A 19,129-nucleotide genomic window follows, 5' to 3' on the forward strand; every position below is an offset into this window, starting at 1 on the left:
GCGGGTCGGTGCCAGCGGTGGGGAAGCCGCTGGAACTGCCTGTGCCTGATTGATTGGGTTGCGATGACGTCTATGAACGGGCCATCGGCGCGGGATGCTGGCGACGGTCAGCCTCGGGCTCAATTTCTGACGGTCGCCGAAGTGGCGAGCTTGATGAGGGTCTCGAAGATGACGGTGTACCGGTTGGTGCACAACGGTGAACTGCCTGCGGTTCGAGTGGGCCGATCGTTCCGGGTCCACGCCAAGGCGGTCCATGATCTGCTGGAGTCTTCGTACTTCGACGCCGGATAGGCACACACCGCAGCGGTCTGGGCGCAGTGAGCAGGCTGGCGTTTTCCGTTTCGGTGGTAGGCCCGGGTAAAGTGACCGGGTCAACCATCCAGCGTGAGTAGCGGAGACACCAGACTTTATGGGCTCAGTCATCAAGAAGCGGCGTAAGCGTATGTCGAAGAAGAAGCACCGCAAGCTGCTTCGCCGTACCCGGGTGCAGCGTAGAAAACTCGGCAAGTAGCTTTCCGCTGCGGCCGCTAGGCTGAGCCGATGGATTCTGATGGTCGTTCGGGGGGACGCCCGACGGGAGTCCCCGGGTCTTCTGATGCGGATTCGTCCGGCGGAGGTAAGTCCGCCGGTACGGCTCCCTCTCCGAAAGTCGTTCTGGTCACGGGTGCGTGCCGGTTCCTCGGTGGTTATCTGACCGCCAGGCTGGTGCAGAACCCGGCGATCGAGCATGTCATCGCCGTTGACGCGGTGGTGCCGAGCAAGGACATGATGCGCCGGATGGGGCGGGCGGAGTTCGTCCGCGCCGACATCCGCAACCCGTTCATCGCCAAGGTGATCCGTAACGGGAACGTGGACACCGTCGTGCATGCCGCGGCGGCGTCCTACGCTCCGCGCTCCGGAGGTCGCGCCACGTTGAAGGAACTCAACGTGATGGGCGCGATCCAGCTGTTCGCCGCCTGCCAGAAAGCACCGTCCGTTCGTCGGGTCGTGCTCAAGTCCACCTCCGAGGTGTACGGCTCGAGCTCGCGCGATCCGGTGATGTTCAGCGAGGAGAGCAGTGCTCGTCGTCCGCCGGGCGACGGGTTCGCCCGCGACAGCATCGACATCGAGGGCTATGCGCGGGGTCTCGCCCGGCGCCGTCCTGACATCGATCTGACGATCCTGCGGCTGGCCAACATGATCGGGCCGGCGATGGACACCGCACTCTCGCGGTATCTGGCCGGTCCGGTCGTTCCTTCGGTCGTCGGGCACGACGCACGGCTGCAACTGCTGCACGAACAGGACGCCCTGGGCGCGCTGGAACGTGCATCGATGGCAGGCAAAGGGGGCACGTTCAACATCGGCGCCTCGGGCATCATCATGATGAGCCAGGCGATCCGGCGTTCGGGACGGGTTCGGCTCCCGGTGCCGAGCGGGGCGTTGTCGGCGATCAATTCGCTCAGTCGCGCAACGCGTTACACCGAACTCGACCGCGATCAGATGAACTATCTGAGCTACGGCAGGGTCATGGACACTACGCGAATGCACAGGGATCTGGGTTACAGTCCCAAGTGGACGACGGCCGAGGCATTCGACGACTACGTCCGTGGTCGTGGATTGACACCGATACTCGATCCGCGATGGGTACGCTCAATGGAGAGTCGCGCCATGGGGGTGGCGCAGCGTTTGGGATATTAGGACTGGCTCTATCCGGGGTGGGAGAAGGTATCGACGTGGCGGCTGAATCCAAGGCGAAAGTTATTCCGCTACACGGGAACTCGAACCGTTCGGCGGCCGCGCGCCGCGCGGCGGCGCGGTCCGACAGCGCCCGTCGGCATCCGTCGGTTCTGGCGGATCCGGGAAGCCGTGCCTCGGCCGAGCAGATCGCCGCGGTGGTGCGGGAGATCGATCAGCGGCGCAGCGGTGCCTCGGGCTCGTCCGTCGACGAAGGCCCCAGCGAACTCGTCAAGGGCATAGCAGCGGTCTCGGAATTCATCCGCACCCGGATGACCGGTGAGTACTCGGTGGACGAGTTCGGGTTCGACCCGCACATCACCAATGCAATCTTTCTGCCTTTGCTGAGAACGTTTTTCCGATCCTGGTTCCGGGTCGAGGTTTCCGGTATCGAGAACCTGCCCGAGAGCGGCGCGGCGCTCGTGGTGGCCAACCACGCCGGGGTGCTGCCCTTCGACGGGCTGATGACCCAGGTGGCCGTTCACGATCACCATCCGCTCAACCGCGATCTGCGTCTGCTCGCCGCGGACCTGGTGTTCGATCTGCCGATGGTCGGGGCTGCCGCACGCAAGGCCGGGCACACCATGGCCTGCACCGCCGACGCGCACCGGCTGCTCGCCAACGGCGAGCTCACCGCAGTCTTCCCGGAAGGCTTCAAGGGGCTGGGCAAGAACTTCAAGGATCGCTACAAGCTGCAGCGGTTCGGCCGCGGCGGCTTCGTTTCCGCAGCTCTGCGGGCCCAGGCGCCGATCGTGCCGTGCTCGATCGTGGGCTCGGAGGAGATCTACCCGATGATGGCCGACGTCAAGCTGCTGGCCCGGTTGCTCGGTCTGCCGTACTTCCCGGTGACCCCGCTGTTCCCGCTGGCGGGCCCGCTCGGCCTCGTGCCGTTGCCCTCGAAGTGGCACATCCAGTTCGGTGAGCCGATCGAGACGGTCGACTACGACGAGAGCGCCGCCGACGATCCGATGGTCACCTTCGAGCTGACCGATCAGGTCCGCGAGACCATCCAGCACACGCTGTATCAGCTGCTGGCGGGGCGCCGAAACATGTTCTTCGGCTGAGCTTTTCGCCTCTCCTCTTTACCGCGACCGGTAACAAAACTGCCCACTTCCTTGCGGAAGTGGGCAGTTTTATACGTGCTCGCGCAAAGAAAAATCAGGCGCCGGACTTTTGCCCAGCAACCATCTTGGCGATCGCGGCATCGCGCGCCGCGGCGATCTGTGAACTGATCTCGTCGGCCTCGTCGATGGCCGCCTCACCGAGCATGGTGACGATGCTCGTGGCTACCGGGTTGCCGTCGTCGTCGGTGACCTCGGCCCGGACCTCGGCGATCACGGTGCCGTGCGACTCGATGACCGAGTCCAGGTAGGAGTCGAACCACAGCTTGTCGCCGACCATGATCGGCCGGTGGAAGATCAGCTTCTGGTCGCGGTGCAGCACGCGCTCCAGATTGATCGGGATGTCGAATTTGTCGAACAGCTCGAGCTGGACCCGTCGGCCGGCCACGGCGAGGAACGTCACCGACGCCACCACGGAGTCGTGGCCGAATTCCTTGGCCGCCTCGGCGTCATAGAGCGCGGGATGGTCGTCCTTGACCGCGCGGGCGAACTCACGGACCTTCTCCCGGCCGACCTCGAAGTAGTCGGGGTACCGGTAGTGCGTCCCGATGATGTTTGCGGCGATGCTCATATTCCCTGCGCTGTTCGGTATGCGGTGCGCGGTGCGCACGAAACGTGCATGGCTGTGGGGCCCGCGTGGTGTGACCCGCCGCGGAAGCTTATAACGCGGCCTGCTAGCTCAGCGAATGTCGTGGCGGCGGGAGGCCGCGGCGGCCAGCGCACCGCCCAGCGCGCCGAGCGCCAATGCCGACGGCACCCCGATGCGTGCAGCCTTGCGTGCGGTGCGGAAGTCGCGGATCTCCCAGCCGCGCTCCCTGGCCACGTCGCGCAGCGCGGCGTCGGGGTTGATGGCCACCGCGGTACCGACCAGGGACAGCATCGGCACGTCGTTGAAGCTGTCCGAATAGGCGGTGCACCGGCGCAGGTTGAGCCCTTCCCGAATGGCCAGGGACCGCACCGCGTGGGCCTTGCCGGTGCCGTGCAGGATGTCGCCGACCAGCCGGCCGGTGAACACCCCGTCGACCGATTCGGCGACCGTCCCCAGCGCACCCGTCAACCCCAGACGCTTGGCAATCGTGGCGGCCAACTCGTAGGGCGTCGCGGTGACGAGCCACACCTGCTGCCCGGCGTCCAGGTGCATCTGGGCCAGCGCCCGGGTTCCCGGCCAGATCTTGTCGGCGATGATCTCGTCGTAGATCTCCTCGCCCAGCTCGACGAGCTCGGCGGTGGAGCGGCCCTCGATGAACGCCAGGGCCTTCTGCTTGCCCTCGGCGACGTCGTCGCTGTTCTCCTTGCCGGTGAACTGGAACTTGGCCTGGGCGTAGACGATGCCCAGGATGTCGCGGTAGGTGAAGTACTTGCGGGCGGCCAGGCCGCGGGCGAAGTGCACCAGCGACGATCCGTGCACCAGGGTGTTGTCGACGTCGAAGAACGCCGCGGCCGTCAGATCGGGCGGCGGCACCGGCGTCCCGGTGGGGTCGGTGTCGGACTCGAGCTCGGTCACTGCGAGTTCGGCGCTGGCCTCGGCGGCAAGCTCCTGTTCGAGCGCATCGGCACTACCGGATTCGGGCACGAATTCACCCTAAGTCACGCGGCCGGGATACTGGCGCTATGGAGGGCGAGCGGGCGGGTACCAGCGGTCGAGCCACTGTGACGTTGCTGACCCGGGCGGGCTGCAGCATGTGTGAGCGGGCGGCGCAGGAGCTGGGCGCATTGCATGAAGAACTGGACTTCGAGCTGGTGACGACGGACGTGGACGTCGCCGCCGGTGCGGGCGACACCACGCTGCGGGCCCGCTACGGCGATCTGTTGCCGGTGATTTTGCTGAACGGGACCCAGCACAGCTATTGGGAAGTCGACGAGCAGGCGCTTAGGGCCGACCTTCCCACCAGATGAAATTTGGTGGGCGGGCCGGAAACGATTACCTTGGTGACGTGGTGATGAAGCCGTGAGTGTGCTGCTATTCGGGGTTTCGCACCGCAGCGCGCCGGTGTCTGTTCTCGAGCAGTTGAGCACTGACGAGTCCGATCAGGCCAAGATCATCGACGAGGTGCTTCGCTCCTCTCTGGTCACCGAGGCCATGGTCCTGTCCACCTGCAACCGCGTCGAGATATACGCCGTGGTGGAGGCCTTCCACGGCGGTCTGTCGATTATCGGGCAGGTGCTCTCCGAGCACTCCGGGATGTCGCTCAACGATCTCACCAAATACGCCTACGTCCGGTACGCCGAGGCCGCCGTCGAGCACCTGTTCGCGGTGACCAGCGGCCTGGATTCGGCGGTCATCGGTGAAGCCCAGGTGCTGGGTCAGGTGCGTCGCGCCTACGCCTCGGCCGAGGAACACCAGACCGTCGGGCGCACGCTGCACGAGCTGGCCCAGCGGGCCCTCAACGTCGGCAAGCGGGTGCATTCCGAGACCGGGATCGACGCCGCGGGCGCATCCGTCGTCTCGGTCGCCCTCGGAATGGCCGAGACCAAACTCACCGGCGGGATCGCCGGGCGTACCGCGGCCGTGATCGGCGCGGGCTCCATGGGCGCCCTGGCCGGTGCGCACCTGGTGCGGGCCGGGATCGAGCGGGTTCATGTGGTGAACCGCTCACTGCCCCGGGCCGAACGCCTCGCGGAGAATCTCACCGAACAAGGCGTACAGGCGCAGGCCTTCTCCCTGGACCACCTGGAGGAGGCTCTGGTCGACGCCGACGTCGTGGTCAGCAGCACGGGCGCGGTGCGCCCGGTGGTCTCCCTGGCCGACGTGCACCATGCCCTGGCGCAGCGCAACGCCGCCGCCGGTGGCGATCGGCAGCTGGTCATCTGTGACCTCGGCATGCCCCGCGACGTGGATCCGGCGGTGTCGGGGTTGCCAGGTGTCTGGGTTGTCGACATGGACCGGATTCAGCGGGAGCCGTCGGCGCGGGCCGCGGCCACCGACGCCGATGCGGCCCGCACGATCGTTGCCACCGAGGTTGCCAACTACCTGGCCGGCCAGCGGATGGCCGAGGTCACCCCAACCGTCACCGCGCTGCGCCAACGCGCCGCCGACGTGGTGGAGGCCGAGCTGTTGCGCCTGGACAACCGGCTGCCCGAACTGGAGGCAGCGCACCGCGACGAGGTGGCCAAGACGGTCCGCCGTGTAGTCGACAAGCTTTTGCACGCACCCACGGTGCGGGTGAAACAACTCGCCAGCGCGCCTGGCGGGGACAGCTACGCAGAGGCTCTGCGGGAGCTGTTCGAACTCGATCCGCAAGCCGTCGAAGCTGTGGCGGCCAGCGAATTGCCCTTTATGACAACAGATCTCGATAAGTCTGAGTAGAGCTTGGTAGAAACGCGCGATACGGTGATCCGGATCGGCACCCGGGGTAGCCTGCTGGCGACCACGCAGGCCGGCACCATCAGGGACGCTTTACGAGCCGCAGGCCACCCCTGCGAGCTGGTGATCATCTCGACCGAGGGCGACCGCAACCAGGGCCCCATCGCCGACATCGGCGTCGGGGTCTTTACCGCGGCGCTGCGGGAGGCGATCCACGACGGCCGGGTGGACATGGCTGTTCACTCCTACAAAGATTTGCCCACCGCCCGTGACGATCGCTTTGTGATCGCCGCCGTCCCGCGCCGTGAGGACCCTCGTGACGCGCTGGTGGCGCGTGACGGATTGGTGCTCGGCGAGTTGCCGGCGGGGTCCGTGATCGGCACGTCGAGTGCGCGACGGGCCGCGCAGCTTAGAGCACTGGGTCTCGGTTTGGAAATCCGCCCCCTACGAGGCAACCTAGATACCAGGTTGAACAGGGTTACGAGCGGCGATCTCGACGCCATCGTGGTCGCCCGAGCGGGTCTGGCCCGTATCGGACGTCTCGATCAAGTCACCGAGTCGCTCGAGCCGGTGCAGATGTTGCCAGCGCCGGCTCAAGGTGCGCTCGCGGTGGAATGCCGCTCCGGCGACACCGAGCTGATTTCGGTGCTGTCGGAGTTGGATGACGCCGACACGCGCGCCGCGGTCACCGCCGAACGGACCCTGCTCGCCGAACTGGAGGCGGGCTGTTCCGCACCGGTGGGAGCGATCGCAGAAGTGGTCGAGTCCATCGATGAGGACGGCAATGTCTTCGAAGAGGTGTCGTTGCGCGGCTGCGTGGCGACGCTGGACGGATCCGACGTGATCCGTGCGTCCGGCATCGGAACTCCCGATCGGGCCGCTGACTTGGGTGTCTCGGTGGCTGCGGAGCTTTTCGAGTTGGGTGCACGCGAGCTGTTGGTAGAGCGCGGGAGTGAAGAATGACCATGCGAGGTCGCAAGGCGAAGCCCGGCCGCATCACATTTGTGGGCTCAGGCCCGGGAGATCCGGGGCTGCTGACGGCACGGGCACAAACTGTGCTGGCGCACGCCGAGTTGGTGTTCACCGATCCCGACGTCCCCGAAGCAGTGCTGGCACTGATCGGCACCGAGCTGCCGCCGGCATCCGGTCCGGCCCCGGCTGAGCCGGCCAAGGCCGACGCCGCCGGTGAGGACGCCGCCGGAACCCCCGACGCGGCGCAAGCCGCCATCATCGCGGGTGGACCTGAGGTCCGTCCCGCCCTCGGCGATCCTGCCGAGGTGGCCAAGACGTTGATCGCCGAGGCCCGTCACGGCTACGACGTGGTCCGCCTGGTCTCCGGCGACCCGCTGTCCGTGGACGCCGTCATCACCGAGATCGGTGCGCTGGCCAAGTCCCACATGAACTTCGAGATCGTCCCCGGACTGCCCGCCACCAGCGCGGTGCCTACCTACGCGGGCCTGCCGCTGGGGTCGGCGCACACCGTGGCCGATGTCCGCGGTGACGTGGACTGGGCGGCGCTGGCCGCCGCGCCCGGGCCGCTGATCCTGCACGCGACCGCGTCGCACCTGCCGGATGCCGCCCGCACCCTCATCGAGCAGGGCCTGGTCGACAGCACCCCGGCAGTGGTGACCGCGAGCGGTACCACCTGCCAGCAGCGTTCGGTGGAGACCACGCTCGGTGGTCTGCTCGACAAGGCCGTGCTGGAGAAGCCGGCCGGAAGTGAGCTGGCGGGGCCGCTGACCGGTCCGCTGGTCGTCACCATCGGCAAGACGGTGGCCAACCGGGCCAAGCTGAACTGGTGGGAGAGCCGCGCCCTGTACGGCTGGACCGTGCTGGTGCCGCGCACCAAGGACCAGGCCGGGGAGATGAGCGACCGGCTCGTGGGCCACGGCGCCCTGCCGATCGAGGTCCCGACCATCGCCGTCGAGCCGCCGCGCAGCCCCGCGCAGATGGAGCGCGCGGTCAAGGGCCTGGTCGACGGCCGGTTCCAGTGGGTGGTGTTCACCTCCACCAACGCCGTGCGTGCGGTGTGGGAGAAGTTCAACGAGTTCGGCCTGGACGCGCGGGCGTTCTCCGGCGTGAAGATCGCGTGTGTCGGGCAGGCCACCGCCGACAAGGTGCGGGCCTTCGGAATCAATCCCGAGCTGGTGCCGTCGGGGGAGCAGTCCTCGCTGGGCCTGCTCGACGAGTTCCCGCCGTTCGACGAGGTTTTCGACCCGGTGAACCGGGTGCTGCTGCCCCGCGCCGACATCGCCACCGAGACGCTGGCCGAGGGCCTGCGTGAGCGCGGCTGGGAGATCGAGGACGTCACCGCCTACCGCACCGTGCGTGCGGCTCCGCCGCCGGCGCAGACCCGCGAGATGATCAAGACCGGCGGCTTCGACGCGGTCTGTTTCACCTCGAGCTCGACGGTGCGCAACCTGGTCGGTATCGCCGGTAAGCCGCACGCCCGGACCATCGTGGCCTGCATCGGACCGAAAACTGCTGAAACCGCAGCGGAATTCGGCCTGCGGGTGGATGTCCAGCCCGAGTCGGCCGCGGTGGGACCGCTGGTCGATGCGCTTGCCGAGCACGCCGCTCGACTGCGGGCCGAAGGGGCGCTGCCCCCGCCGCGAAAGAAGAGTCGCCGCAGATAAACGTCCGCCGAAACGGCATTCCGGCAGGTCTGCACTCGGAGTTCTTCTGCTGGAATGCGGTTTCGCGGAGGAGGAGACGCGCTAGTGACCTACCCGAGACACCGTCCTCGTCGCCTGCGTACCACGCCGGCAATGCGTCGTCTGGTGGCCCAAACTTCTTTGGAACCACGCCATCTCGTGCTCCCGATGTTCGTCGCGGACGGCATCGACGAGCCGCGAGCCATCAGTTCCATGCCCGGCGTGATGCAGCACACCAGGGATTCGCTGCGCCAGGCGGCCGCCGATGCGGTGGCGGCCGGCGTGGGTGGTCTGATGCTGTTCGGCGTGCCCCGTGACGAGGACAAGGATCCGACCGGCGCCGTCGGCGTCGATCCGGACGGCATCCTCAATGTGGCCTTGCGGGATCTGGCCAAGGACCTGGGTGACGCCACGGTGCTGATGGCCGACACCTGCCTCGACGAGTTCACCGACCACGGGCACTGTGGTGTGCTGGATGCCGCGGGTCGGGTGGACAACGACGCGACCAACCTGCGCTACGTGGAACTTGCGGTGGCACAAGCGGAATCGGGTGCACACGTGGTGGGCCCGAGCGGAATGATGGACGGTCAGGTGGCCGCCATCCGTGACGGTCTCGATGCGGCCGGGCACGCCGACGTCGCCATCCTGGCCTACGCGGCCAAGTTCGCCTCGGCGTTCTACGGCCCGTTCCGCGAAGCGGTGTCGTCCAGCCTGGTCGGCGATCGGCGTACCTACCAACAGGATCCGGGCAATATCCGCGAAGCCGTGCACGAGGTCGAACTCGACATCGACGAGGGTGCCGACATCGTCATGGTCAAGCCGGCGATGAGTTACCTGGATGTGGTGCGCGCCGCGGCCGATATCTCACCGGTACCCGTTGCCGCGTACCAGATTTCGGGGGAGTACTCGATGATCTGTGCCGCTGCGGCCAATGGCTGGATCGACCTGCAGGCCGCTGCGCTGGAGTCGTTGACCGGAATCCGGCGGGCCGGGGCCGACATCGTGCTGACCTATTGGGCGGCCGACGTCGCCGGCTGGCTCGCGTGACCGATCAGGGGACCGAACAGGAACCGAGCCCGACCGGTCGTCCCGACGACGTCGACACCGGATTCTGGCTGTGGACGGCCGCACTGGTGCTGATGGTGATCGGGTATCTGATCGACGCGTTGACCGGATCCGGCACCGGTGTGCAACGGTCCATGACGGTCGTCTTCTCGGTGATGTTCGTCGTGGTGCTGTCGTCGATCGTGGTGGCCTTCCTGATGCTGATGCGGCAGGGATATCGCTGGGCCCGCACGCTGTTGACCAGTGGGGGAATTGTCTCGGTGCTGCACGCGATCAGCAGCCTGTTCACCGGCGAACGCCAGGATGCGGCGGCGATGGGTTACGCGGTCACCGCGATCGTCGGGTCGGTGCTGATCGCGGGTGGGCTCTATCTGCTGCACCGCAAGGACGCCGACGGCTTCTTCACCCGCTGATTTCGCTACGCTTCGAAGACAATGTCTTCGACGTCGTCTTCGCCCTCGTCCCCGTCGCGACGCGCGACCATCGGATTCAGCTGCTGGTTGGTCGGCTCGGTGTTGTTGATCGCCGGCGGCATGCTCGCGGTTTCGGCGAGCATCCCGCCCGGGGTGAACACAATGTTGTACCGGGGGATCGGAGCACTCACCGTGCTGGCGGGGCTCGGTATGGCTTTCCTGGCGGGCCGCAGCCGCTCAGATGATCGCTACCGGCGCGCGGCGGTGGCATTGTCGCTGGCTATCGTGGTCCTGGTGCTGTTGACCGGCCTCAATGTTCTCGTGCTGGTCGCACTGCTCCCGCTCATCGTGGGAACCGGTGTGAGCGCGCTGCCATTGCGGAGGGGTGACCATGGAGAGTGAACCGGTGAACAAGGTTGCCTCTGAAGTGTTGTTCTACGAGCAGGGCGCCAGCTGGGCCTGGCTGCTGCTCGGACCGTTCGCCGGGATCGGCATGGCGATTCTGCAGATGACCGGCGGCTACGGCCAGGACCTGTGGATCCCGATCGTGTTCCTGGTGCTGGTGTCGGTGTTCGTGGCCATCCAGATCAAGGCCGCGCGCATCCACACCTCGGTCGAGCTGACCGCTGAAACGCTGCGCCAGGGTGCCGAGACCATCAAGCTCGACGAGATTGTGTCGATCTACCCGGAGGCATCGGGCTCGGAGTCGCCGAAATGGCAGTCCGACCGTGCCCTCGGTGAGCTCAGCGGGGTGCCGCGCGGCCGGACCGGTATCGGGCTGAAGCTCACCGGCAACCGCGGGGCACAGGCCTGGGCGCGCAAGCACCGGCGGCTACGTGAAGCCCTGACGCCCCTGGTCGAGGAGCGCACCCGGTGAAGCGGCGGGCCGTTCTCGAGCTCATGGTGGCTGCCATTGCCGCGGTGGGCTGCGTGCTGAGCTGGATCGCGGCGGCGACGACGATCGAGGTGGCACCTGTGCTGGAGGGTGAGCCGGCCACCACGGCGGTCAGCTATTCGTCGCCGCTGTTGGTGCTGGCACTCGTGCTGGCGGGGCTGGCGGGCGTACTGACCGTGTTGGGTATCGCGCGGTTGCGCCGCTGACCCCGTGACCGATTGGCTTCCCGTCACGCGCGGTGAATCCGGCGCCGGGGTGTTCCGGAACTCGGACGGCAGGTACGCGAAGGTGGTCGACGCCGCGGCGGCGGCCGATCTGCTTGCCGAGCGGGACCGGGTGTCGTGGGCGCACGGTCACGGGCTGCCGGTGCCTGCCGTCATCGACTGGGGTAGCACCGAGGACGGCGGCGCCGTCCTGGTCACCAGTGCGGTCGGCGGCGTCGCAGCCGATCGCCTCACCGAAACGGAACTGCGGACGGCCTGGCCCTCGATCGTGGCGGCGGTCCGCACACTGCACGGCATCGCGCCGACCGAATGTCCCTACCGCCGCGATCTCGACGACATGTTGGCGCGGGCCCGCTCGGTGGTCGCTGCGGGCGCGGTCGACCCGGAGTTCCTGCGCGACGAGGACCGGGACGTCCCCGCCGGAGAACTGCTGGCCCGTGTCGAACGAGAGACCGAACTGCGCCGCCGCCAGGAGGCCGACGATCAGGTGGTGTGCCATGGCGACCTGTGTCTGCCGAACATCCTGATCGACCCTGACCGGCTGACTGTCGAGGGTTTCGTCGACCTGGGCCGATTGGGCCTCGCGGATCGTCATGCCGACCTGGCACTGCTCTTGGCCAACACCGCCGACACCTTCCCCGGTTTCGCCGAGGCCGCCGCGGCGGGCCTGGCTGCGGGTTATCCGGCGCAAGTGGATCCGGAGCGTCTGCGGTTCTATCTCGCGCTCGATCCGCTGACCTGGGGATGAGACCCCACGGCGCGGTTCAGGAATCGAGCCAGGCCAGCTCATCGGACAAGTGCGCGCGCCAGAAGTCCTGATCGTGTCCGCCGGGGTAGAAGCCGACGGCCGGGGTCCTGGGCAGTTGGTTGACGAACATTCGGGTCGCTGCGTAAAACCCGTCGCCGGTACCGCAGTCGATGCGTAGCGGGATCGACCCCAGCGCCGGTGGCAGTCGCAGCGCTGAGTTCTGCTGCCAGTCTTCGAGGCTGTCGAAGGCGTCGGGCGGCGCGCCCCAGTACGTCAGGTACAGCGCCGGGCTGATCGCGCAGACCGCCGCGGTACGCGCGGCGCCCAGTCTGGCACCCAACAGCATGGCGCCGTAGCCGCCCATCGACCAGCCCATGAAGGCCACTCGCGAGGTGTCGATGCCCTTGGTGCCCAACATCGGGATCAGTTCGTTGAGCACCATCGCCCCCGAGTCCCCACCAGAGGCTCGGCGGCGCCAGAACGAGTTGCCGCCATCGACGCTGACCACTGCGAACGGCGGTCGGCCGGCGGCGGTCAGCCGGGCCAGCGCCTCCGGAATGCCCAGGTCCATCACCCCGGCGGCGTCGTTGTCCATCCCGTGCAGGGCGATCACCGGGCGCAATGGGCCGTGCTGGCCCGGCGGGCGGGCGATGATCCAGTTGGTTTCGACACCGCCGCGGGCCGCGGAGGTGAACGACCCCGATTCGCGGGTCGGTAACGGGCTGCCCGCGGGGGCTGTCTGGTTGGGGCCCGGAGCCGCGTGGGGCGTCGGAGGATCGAGCAGGCTGCCCAATGCCATCAGTCCCGCGACACCCGCGCCGGTGACACCTAGACGCAGCGCGTCGCGGCGGGTCAGCGAGGTCACCTGCGCATCATTCCAACCATGGGTCTCAGCACCGGACACGATCCGGCCACAGCGCGATAACGCCGCCCGCCCGGTTGGTGACCCCGGTCACAGAGCACTTGGTACAAAGTGCAAAATCTGTAACACTGTGTCCATGACGGAATTGGCCGAGCAGCCCCAGCAGACCGATGCCCTGCCCCTGGGGCCGCAATCGCTGGTCTGGAAGTACTTCGGCGACAACCGGATGTACCTGATCGGCCCGCGGCCGGCCGTTCTGCAGAACATGCTGGCCGAACTGGGCCAGGGCGTGCTGGACCATTCGACGTTCTTCTCCGACACCGCCGAACGGCTCAAGCGCACCATTCCGCCGATCTTCCGCACCGTGTACGGGTCGGAAGAGGACAACGCAGGCACCCAGGTCCGCGACTTCCACCACCACGTCAAGGGCGATATGCCGGATGGGTCCCGCTACCACGCGCTGGATCCCGACACCTACTTCTGGGCGCACGCGACGTTCGTCGAGCAGGTCCTCTACTTCGCCGACACCTTCGTCAAACGGCTCAGCGACGCCGAGAAGGAACAGATCTACCTGGAGTCCAAGACCTGGTACCGCCGTTACGGCGTCAGCGACCGGCCGATGCCGGCCACCTACGCCGAGTTCGTGCAGTACTGGGACCGGATGCTGAACGACGTGGCGGTCCCCCACAAATCTGCCCGCTACGGCGTCGGCTACGTCACCAAGGGCTTTCCCTGCCCCAAGGGGGTACACCCCGCCGTGTGGCGCGTGGTGGCCACGGTGTTCGACCCGGCCGCGGCATTCCTGACTGCGGGGGGCCTGCCGCCGCGGGCCCGTGACCTGCTCGACCTGCCGTGGAGCGACCGGCAGGAACGCAATTATCAGCGGTTCGCAGCCTTCTGGCGGACCCGTCCGGTGAACTGGGTGTGGGACCATCTACCGATGAGCGTGCGCTACAACAAATTTGCGCAAAAGGGCTATGCCCGCAGTTGATGCTACGGGGTCTGATTCGTCGCCCGCGACGGTGGCAATCCTGGACGCGGCCCTCGTCGAGTTCGAGCGGCACGGCCTGCGCCGGGTCGCGCTCGACGACGTTGCGCGTCGGGCCGGGGTCAGCCGCACCACGATCTACCGCCGTTTCGCCAATCGTGACGAATTGGTGGCGGCGGTGATCGAGCGAGAGAACGTCGCGTTGTTCGCGGACATCGCCAACGAGTTGAAAGATGCAGGGCCGCAATCGAATTACTATGTCGAGGCGTTTACGCTCTCGATTCTGCGGTTCCGTCGTCACCACGTGCTCAACCAGTTGATCGCCGATGAGCCGGCCCTGGTCATGGAGCTGCTACAGACCCACTACGGTGCGGCGATCGAACGGATGGCAGCGGCGCTCAAGGTGATCTTCCCGGCCGGATTCGCCGACCGGATCGGTCAGCAGGCGGTCAACGACCTGGCCGACACCATCCTGCGTTACGCGGGGATGGTCCTGCTGCTGCCCAGCGTCGAGCCGCTCGATACCGCCGAGGACATCCGGGCGTTCGCCACCCGTCATTTCCTGCCCAGCCTGCCGGCGTCGCTGCGCACCGTTTCGGCCTGATCGCGGGCGCCGAAGTGTTTGGTAGCTCACATTTTCGGGCAGCCGATACGGATGACCACCAACAAGCCCCCGCCCGTCAGTGAAGAGAACCGCAAGGAAGCCGAGCGCGTCATGAGGTCCTATGACGACTCCCGCCCCACCGTCACCCTGCCGGGCAGTCACGGCACCGTATCCGGCACCGCCGTCAACGACTGGGTCGACGAGGACGGTAACCCCATCTACGGCCAGCCCGAAAGCAAGAAGTAACCGCGAACCCGCGCCGTCGCGGGTTGCGCCATGCCTACTGTGGCGAGGTGACTGCTACCCCGCTGGACCGGATCGCCCCTGCCTTCGTGACGATGGCCCACGAGATCGTGTGGGCCTCGGTGGCCACCGTCGACGCCGACAGTCAACCCCGAACCCGCATCCTGCACCCCATCTGGGACTGGGACGGAACCGATCTGTTCGGCTGGATCGCGACCGTGCCCACTCCGGTCAAACGCGCGCACCTGGCGGTGCATCCGCACGTCTCGGTCAGCTACTGGACCACCAACCACGACACCTGCGCCGCGGACTGCCTGGTGGAGTGGTACACCGACGACGAGACCTGCACGCAGGTGTGGGACCGTTTCGCCAACGGTCCGGCGCCGGTGGGCTATGACCCGCACATCATCCCGCAGTGGAGCGACGGGCCGACATCGGATCAGTTCGCCGCGTTGCGATTGACGCCCTACCGGTTGCGGGTGATGCCCGGCACGGTCATGACGGCGGGGTCCGGTGAGGTCTTGAAATGGCAGGCATGACTTCCGCGCTGCCCAGCACCGGGTGCAACGGCCACCGCCGCCGCCGATCGTCGGCGGCGGTGCCCTGCTGCCAAGTCACGATGGCATCTGCGACGTCGCGAACGTCGTCGTCGGTGTCGATCACCGCGTAGGACGCCGCGTGACCGGGCAGTCCGTTGACTACGCATTCATAGCCGATCCGGTATGCCAGATCGCGAGTCCACCGCAGCGCGATCGCCCGGCGGCCAGGAGGCAGCCGCCGGGCGTCGCAGATCAACAGGGTCCGGCGGGCACCCACGGTGAGCGCGGCCCGGGTTGTCGACGCGCAGGCCTCGTTCGCATACCTGCGTAATTGCCTGCGCGACGCCCAGTTGTGCCGCCCGCCGAACCGGATTCGCATGGTGGGCCCGTCGAGAATGGCGATGACCGAGTCGATCGAGTCGATCTCCGCCGCGCTCAACGACAGTTCCTCCGGGCCGGCGGTGAGCCATCGGCTTCGGATCGGCAGGTGAGTGCCGGGCGGGTGTGCGTGTTTGGCCGTGATGCCACCACGCTCCAGCGCTGCTGCGATCGACCCGGACAGGTCTGTCAGCCAACCGAGCACCAGCACCCGCGGGCCGGCGGCCTTTCGATCCGCCACTGCAATTGCACCCGCCGTTCTCAGCCCTAGTCGTAAATTGTCATTCCTCTACCGATCTCCTTGTTCCATGCCCTCGCAATAAAATAATTTATTGTCCGATTGACACGGAAAATTAAATGCCCACTAAAGGTGTGAATTCGGCGCGAATCGATTTCCGCTCGACTTGTGCGATGGGTGTTCGCCCGATGCATCTGATGGAGTGCGGCCGTAGAAAACTGCACTCCAGGCCGCTAAACGCGCTCCGGCCGCTTCCGCCGGGGAATGGTCTCGCCGGCTTCTGCAGCCTTGTCGCGCTTCGCGGCGCGCCGTTCCTTGATGGTCATCGCCGGTTTCTTGCGACCCTGGGATTTATCAGCCATCGTTGCTCCTTTTCTCGCAAACAATCACTGAGCCCGACCATACCGTAGAAAAAAATAAAAGCCAGCCGGCCATTTTTCGGCGGCTGAACGCACTTTTCGACGGCTACGCCGGCCGGTGCCTGACCTTCGGGGTGGGGTCGTCGTGGCCGAGATGTAGACCGGGGGCCAGCATCGCCACCCGGTGCCGGTAGTCGCGGTACTGATCGCCCAGGTTGTCCACGAGGTCGCGTTCTTCGAGCTGGATCGCCACCAGGATGTAGGCGGTGCTGACGGCCGCGAACAACAGATGGCCGGCGGTCATTGTCGGGATGGCCCAGAACGCGACGATGAACCCGGCCATGATCGGGTGCCGGATCACCCGGTAGAACATCACCGTCTGGAACCTCAGTTCGCTATACGGCCGGCCGCGCCAGTTCAGCCACACCTGCCGTAACCCGAACAGGTCGAAATGGTTGATCATGAACGTCGAGGCGAACACCGTGGCCCAGCCCAGCCAGAACAGCGCCCACAGAATCACCCGGCCCGCAGTGGATTCCACGTCCCAGACGATCGCGGGCATGGTGCGCCACTGCCAGTACAAGAGGAGCAGTGCCAGGCTGGACAGCAACACGTACGTGCTGCGTTCGATGACTTGCGGGACGATCCGCGTCCATCGGTCCTTGAACCATGGCCGGGCCATCACGCTGTGCTGGATGGCGAACACCGACAGCAACAGCAGGTTGACGAGTACGGCCTCGGCGGTGGGGGCGGCGATGCCGGAATCGACCGTGCGTGGCACCACGAAATTGCCGACGAAGCCGATCGCGTAGAGGAACGACACCACGAACAGGAGATAGCTCGCGATGCCGTAACCGATGATGAGTAGGCGCTTCATGGTGACCTCCTGCCACCGATGGGACAGATGCCGCGCCCTGCTGCCGACCGCAGTAGTGGCCTACTTACGGTAGACCTTGTATCCCCAGGTGAACAGGGGTTTACGTCTGCGTCTGCGCCTGCTCTCGCCGGTCTACCTAGGCGGAGCGCTCCGCCTTGGCGGCCTCGCGCGCCAGCATGCGGTCGCGCTGCTCCTCGAACCTGAGTACCTGCTTCTGCAGATCCTCCAGGTAGGTGGCGAGTTGCTCGCGGCGTTTCTCGCCGACGGCGCTCACGTCGTTGCGCTCGAAGATCCGCCATTTCTTGACGTTGGGCATCACTACCTCTTCGAGGTGCTGGCGCAGGTCATAGATGCCGTGCTTGGCCATGATCACGCTGTTGCGGCGCCAGTTGGGCATTCCCCGCCCCGGCATCCGGAATCCTTCGATGATGGCGCACACCGCCTCCATCGCCTGGTCGGGGGAGAGGTCGAAACCGGCAGAGAACACGTTGCGGTAGAAAACCATGTGGAGGTTCTCGTCGGTCGCGACGCGCTGCAGCATCGACTCGGCCAGAGGGTCGTCGCAGATCTTGCCGGTGTTGCGGTGGCTGACGCGGGTCGCGAGTTCCTGCAGGGTGGCGTAGGCCGCGATCATCAGCGGGCCGGGCTCGTGAATCTCGCGTTCTTCCTCGTCGGGGTCGTAGCCGTTGCGCATGTGCTCCATGCGCATGCGCTCCAGGGCGACGGGGTCCACTCCGCGGGTGACGACGAGGTAGTCGCGGATGACGATCCCGTGGCGGTTCTCTTCGGCGGTCCACTGGTTGACCCAATGACCCCAGGCCCGGTCGAGTGAGAAATGATTCGCGGCCCCGCGGTGGTAGGACGGCAGGTTGTCCTCGGTGAGCAGATTGGTGATCATCGCGACCTTGGCAACTTCGGACAGACCCGACTGCTCCGGTGCCCAGTCTTCGCCGCCCAGTGCCGCGAAGTTGCGGCCGAGGTCCCACGGAACGTAGTCGTGCGGATGCCACTCCTTGGCGACCTTCAGATGGTGATTGAGGCCTTCTTCGGCAACCGGTTCAAGTTCCTTGAGGATCTCGTCGTCGGTCAAATGTCTCTGCACTCAAGTCCCCTCCAGTTTTGGCCGGCCGTCGCGCAGGTACGAACGTCGCTCGCGCAATCGGGCCGGCCGTGTGGCCGAGCTTCGATCTCGGTCGATCCCAGCGACGCGTGACTGCGCCCGTATCGGGTACAGGCTCGGCATCGACAGGCTGTCCCGCCCGTTGCACTGGCTCCCCCATTTTGGTGGCGGGACTCCGATACCTTAGCTGGCGGAGCCGATGCCACAACTTGTAGCTCGCCGGGAACGGCGAGCTACATCGGCAATCGAGCAGCCAACTTCGGGTTCGACCCGTGTTGACGGTGGCGGTTCGCGGGCGAGAGTGAGTTCTCCCACTGTTTGCTTCTGCCGGATTGGCGAACCGCATCAGATCCGGCGCAGCAACACCGCCTGCTCGACCGGCACGCGTTCGAAGACCCGCCGCACCCGGCCCTTCACCCGCTCGGCCGCCTCGGCTTTGGTGACCACCCGCGGATCGGTGAGTTGGATGGTCTTGCCGTGCCGGCGCATCCGCGCGCCGCCGGCGGCGGTGATGTTCTTGAGCCAGTCGCGGTTGGGGCCGTAGGTGAGCAGGATCGCGACGCCCCCGTCGGCGGGGAACACCGACAGCGGGGTGCGGTAGCGGGCGCCGGACTTGCGGCCGACGTGTTCGAGTATGCCGAAGAGTGGCGCCCATCCGGCCCAGAGCTTCTGGATGGGGTTGGTGACATACCGGTTGAGCCGGGCCAGCCATTGCGGGAGTTGCATGGCCTCATTCAATCGCTGCCGTGACGGCCGTCACAACCTACTGTGGTCGGATTTTGGT

The 19,129-nt window shown here is 66.5% G+C and carries 27 protein-coding genes; 18 read left to right on the top strand and 9 right to left on the bottom strand.

Annotated features, from left to right (window positions below):
- The first annotated feature begins 63 nt into the window (after window positions 1-63).
- The 4 genes from AC4LGL_RS20585 to AC4LGL_RS20600 all read left to right on the top strand — a co-directional run bounded on the left by AC4LGL_RS20585 (window position 64) and on the right by AC4LGL_RS20600 (window position 2,777).
- Entirely contained in the window at window positions 64-291 is a 228-nt protein-coding gene (locus tag AC4LGL_RS20585; protein ID WP_003882954.1) for a cell division/environmental response transcriptional regulator, read from the top strand.
- Window positions 292-409: 118 nt separating this feature from the next.
- The gene (locus AC4LGL_RS20590; RefSeq protein WP_003402602.1) at window positions 410-511 is read left to right on the top strand and encodes a 30S ribosomal protein bS22; all 102 of its coding nucleotides are present in this window, start codon (window positions 410-412) and stop codon (window positions 509-511) included.
- 29 nt (window positions 512-540) lie between these two features.
- Entirely contained in the window at window positions 541-1,677 is a 1,137-nt protein-coding gene (locus AC4LGL_RS20595; protein WP_491840392.1) for an SDR family oxidoreductase, read from the top strand.
- Window positions 1,678-1,712: 35 nt separating this feature from the next.
- Entirely contained in the window at window positions 1,713-2,777 is a 1,065-nt protein-coding gene (locus AC4LGL_RS20600) for a lysophospholipid acyltransferase family protein (RefSeq protein WP_491840393.1), read from the top strand.
- Between the two features lie 94 nt (window positions 2,778-2,871).
- Here AC4LGL_RS20600 and AC4LGL_RS20605 read toward each other — a convergent pair whose 3' ends face one another.
- Together AC4LGL_RS20605 and AC4LGL_RS20610 are read right to left on the bottom strand one after the other, a co-directional pair.
- Entirely contained in the window at window positions 2,872-3,405 is a 534-nt protein-coding gene (locus AC4LGL_RS20605; RefSeq protein ID WP_064882272.1) for an FAS1-like dehydratase domain-containing protein, read from the bottom strand.
- A gap of 108 nt (window positions 3,406-3,513) precedes the next feature.
- Window positions 3,514-4,407, bottom strand: coding sequence for an HAD family hydrolase (locus AC4LGL_RS20610; protein ID WP_491840394.1), 894 nt, complete (start codon window positions 4,405-4,407; stop codon window positions 3,514-3,516).
- Between the two features lie 38 nt (window positions 4,408-4,445).
- On the opposite strand from AC4LGL_RS20610, the gene AC4LGL_RS20615 reads away from it, so the two are divergent.
- From AC4LGL_RS20615 to AC4LGL_RS20640, 6 genes are read left to right on the top strand one after another with little or no spacing between them, the layout of a single operon-like run.
- Entirely contained in the window at window positions 4,446-4,730 is a 285-nt protein-coding gene (locus tag AC4LGL_RS20615; protein ID WP_491840395.1) for a glutaredoxin family protein, read from the top strand.
- Window positions 4,731-4,782: 52 nt separating this feature from the next.
- Complete coding sequence (locus tag AC4LGL_RS20620) at window positions 4,783-6,141, top strand: glutamyl-tRNA reductase (RefSeq protein ID WP_491840396.1); 1,359 nt, start codon at window positions 4,783-4,785, stop codon at window positions 6,139-6,141.
- A gap of 24 nt (window positions 6,142-6,165) precedes the next feature.
- The gene (gene hemC, locus AC4LGL_RS20625; protein ID WP_055110460.1) at window positions 6,166-7,101 is read left to right on the top strand and encodes a hydroxymethylbilane synthase; all 936 of its coding nucleotides are present in this window, start codon (window positions 6,166-6,168) and stop codon (window positions 7,099-7,101) included.
- The gene (locus tag AC4LGL_RS20630; RefSeq protein ID WP_055110459.1) at window positions 7,098-8,774 is read left to right on the top strand and encodes a bifunctional uroporphyrinogen-III C-methyltransferase/uroporphyrinogen-III synthase; all 1,677 of its coding nucleotides are present in this window, start codon (window positions 7,098-7,100) and stop codon (window positions 8,772-8,774) included. The genes hemC and AC4LGL_RS20630 overlap by 4 nt, the downstream gene beginning before the upstream one ends.
- Window positions 8,775-8,828: 54 nt before the next feature.
- Complete coding sequence (gene hemB / locus AC4LGL_RS20635) at window positions 8,829-9,839, top strand: porphobilinogen synthase (protein ID WP_491840397.1); 1,011 nt, start codon at window positions 8,829-8,831, stop codon at window positions 9,837-9,839.
- Window positions 9,836-10,270 carry a hypothetical protein gene (locus tag AC4LGL_RS20640; RefSeq protein WP_491840398.1) on the top strand — a complete coding sequence of 145 codons (435 nt, stop codon included), beginning with the start codon at window positions 9,836-9,838 and terminating at the stop codon, window positions 10,268-10,270. The genes hemB and AC4LGL_RS20640 overlap by 4 nt, the downstream gene beginning before the upstream one ends.
- Window positions 10,271-10,275: 5 nt before the next feature.
- Here AC4LGL_RS20640 and AC4LGL_RS20645 read toward each other — a convergent pair whose 3' ends face one another.
- A complete protein-coding gene (locus tag AC4LGL_RS20645) occupies window positions 10,276-10,413 on the bottom strand; it encodes a hypothetical protein (protein ID WP_491840399.1) in 138 nt (45 codons plus the stop codon).
- A 19-nt stretch (window positions 10,414-10,432) separates the two neighbouring features.
- On the opposite strand from AC4LGL_RS20645, the gene AC4LGL_RS20650 reads away from it, so the two are divergent.
- From AC4LGL_RS20650 to AC4LGL_RS20665, 4 genes are read left to right on the top strand one after another with little or no spacing between them, the layout of a single operon-like run.
- Complete coding sequence (locus tag AC4LGL_RS20650; protein ID WP_491840400.1) at window positions 10,433-10,672, top strand: hypothetical protein; 240 nt, start codon at window positions 10,433-10,435, stop codon at window positions 10,670-10,672.
- Window positions 10,662-11,147 (top strand): transport-regulating membrane protein Mce1N, encoded by a 486-nt coding sequence (mce1N, locus tag AC4LGL_RS20655; RefSeq protein ID WP_491840401.1) that lies wholly within the window; start codon window positions 10,662-10,664, stop codon window positions 11,145-11,147. The genes AC4LGL_RS20650 and mce1N overlap by 11 nt, the downstream gene beginning before the upstream one ends.
- Window positions 11,144-11,371, top strand: a complete 228-nt coding sequence (locus AC4LGL_RS20660) for a hypothetical protein (protein WP_491840402.1) — start codon at window positions 11,144-11,146, stop codon at window positions 11,369-11,371. The genes mce1N and AC4LGL_RS20660 overlap by 4 nt, the downstream gene beginning before the upstream one ends.
- A gap of 4 nt (window positions 11,372-11,375) precedes the next feature.
- Window positions 11,376-12,137 (top strand): APH(3'') family aminoglycoside O-phosphotransferase, encoded by a 762-nt coding sequence (locus AC4LGL_RS20665; protein ID WP_491840403.1) that lies wholly within the window; start codon window positions 11,376-11,378, stop codon window positions 12,135-12,137.
- A 16-nt stretch (window positions 12,138-12,153) separates the two neighbouring features.
- On the opposite strand, the gene AC4LGL_RS20670 is transcribed toward AC4LGL_RS20665, so the two are convergent.
- Window positions 12,154-13,002 (bottom strand): alpha/beta hydrolase, encoded by an 849-nt coding sequence (locus tag AC4LGL_RS20670; protein WP_491840404.1) that lies wholly within the window; start codon window positions 13,000-13,002, stop codon window positions 12,154-12,156.
- Between the two features lie 133 nt (window positions 13,003-13,135).
- On the opposite strand from AC4LGL_RS20670, the gene AC4LGL_RS20675 reads away from it, so the two are divergent.
- The 4 genes from AC4LGL_RS20675 to AC4LGL_RS20690 all read left to right on the top strand — a co-directional run bounded on the left by AC4LGL_RS20675 (window position 13,136) and on the right by AC4LGL_RS20690 (window position 15,373).
- Window positions 13,136-13,990, top strand: coding sequence for an oxygenase MpaB family protein (locus tag AC4LGL_RS20675; protein WP_491840405.1), 855 nt, complete (start codon window positions 13,136-13,138; stop codon window positions 13,988-13,990).
- Complete coding sequence (locus AC4LGL_RS20680; RefSeq protein WP_491840406.1) at window positions 13,977-14,591, top strand: TetR/AcrR family transcriptional regulator; 615 nt, start codon at window positions 13,977-13,979, stop codon at window positions 14,589-14,591. The genes AC4LGL_RS20675 and AC4LGL_RS20680 overlap by 14 nt, the downstream gene beginning before the upstream one ends.
- A 51-nt stretch (window positions 14,592-14,642) precedes the next feature.
- On the top strand, window positions 14,643-14,837 hold the full coding sequence (locus AC4LGL_RS20685; protein WP_491840407.1) for a hypothetical protein: 195 nt from the start codon (window positions 14,643-14,645) through the stop codon (window positions 14,835-14,837).
- 92 nt (window positions 14,838-14,929) lie between these two features.
- Entirely contained in the window at window positions 14,930-15,373 is a 444-nt protein-coding gene (locus AC4LGL_RS20690; protein ID WP_491840427.1) for a pyridoxamine 5'-phosphate oxidase family protein, read from the top strand.
- On the opposite strand, the gene AC4LGL_RS20695 is transcribed toward AC4LGL_RS20690, so the two are convergent.
- From AC4LGL_RS20695 to AC4LGL_RS20715, 5 genes are all read right to left on the bottom strand, one after another.
- Window positions 15,330-15,992 carry a hypothetical protein gene (locus AC4LGL_RS20695; RefSeq protein ID WP_491840408.1) on the bottom strand — a complete coding sequence of 221 codons (663 nt, stop codon included), beginning with the start codon at window positions 15,990-15,992 and terminating at the stop codon, window positions 15,330-15,332. The genes AC4LGL_RS20690 and AC4LGL_RS20695 overlap by 44 nt on opposite strands.
- A 230-nt stretch (window positions 15,993-16,222) precedes the next feature.
- Complete coding sequence (locus tag AC4LGL_RS20700; protein WP_491840409.1) at window positions 16,223-16,351, bottom strand: hypothetical protein; 129 nt, start codon at window positions 16,349-16,351, stop codon at window positions 16,223-16,225.
- Window positions 16,352-16,454: 103 nt separating this feature from the next.
- Entirely contained in the window at window positions 16,455-17,225 is a 771-nt protein-coding gene (mddA, locus tag AC4LGL_RS20705) for a methanethiol S-methyltransferase (RefSeq protein WP_491840410.1), read from the bottom strand.
- 136 nt (window positions 17,226-17,361) lie between these two features.
- Complete coding sequence (locus AC4LGL_RS20710; RefSeq protein WP_064882304.1) at window positions 17,362-18,327, bottom strand: acyl-ACP desaturase; 966 nt, start codon at window positions 18,325-18,327, stop codon at window positions 17,362-17,364.
- A gap of 363 nt (window positions 18,328-18,690) precedes the next feature.
- Window positions 18,691-19,071 carry a nitroreductase family deazaflavin-dependent oxidoreductase gene (locus AC4LGL_RS20715; RefSeq protein ID WP_491840411.1) on the bottom strand — a complete coding sequence of 127 codons (381 nt, stop codon included), beginning with the start codon at window positions 19,069-19,071 and terminating at the stop codon, window positions 18,691-18,693.
- Window positions 19,072-19,129 lie beyond the last annotated feature (58 nt).

This window comes from Mycolicibacterium arcueilense (assembly GCF_058536225.1).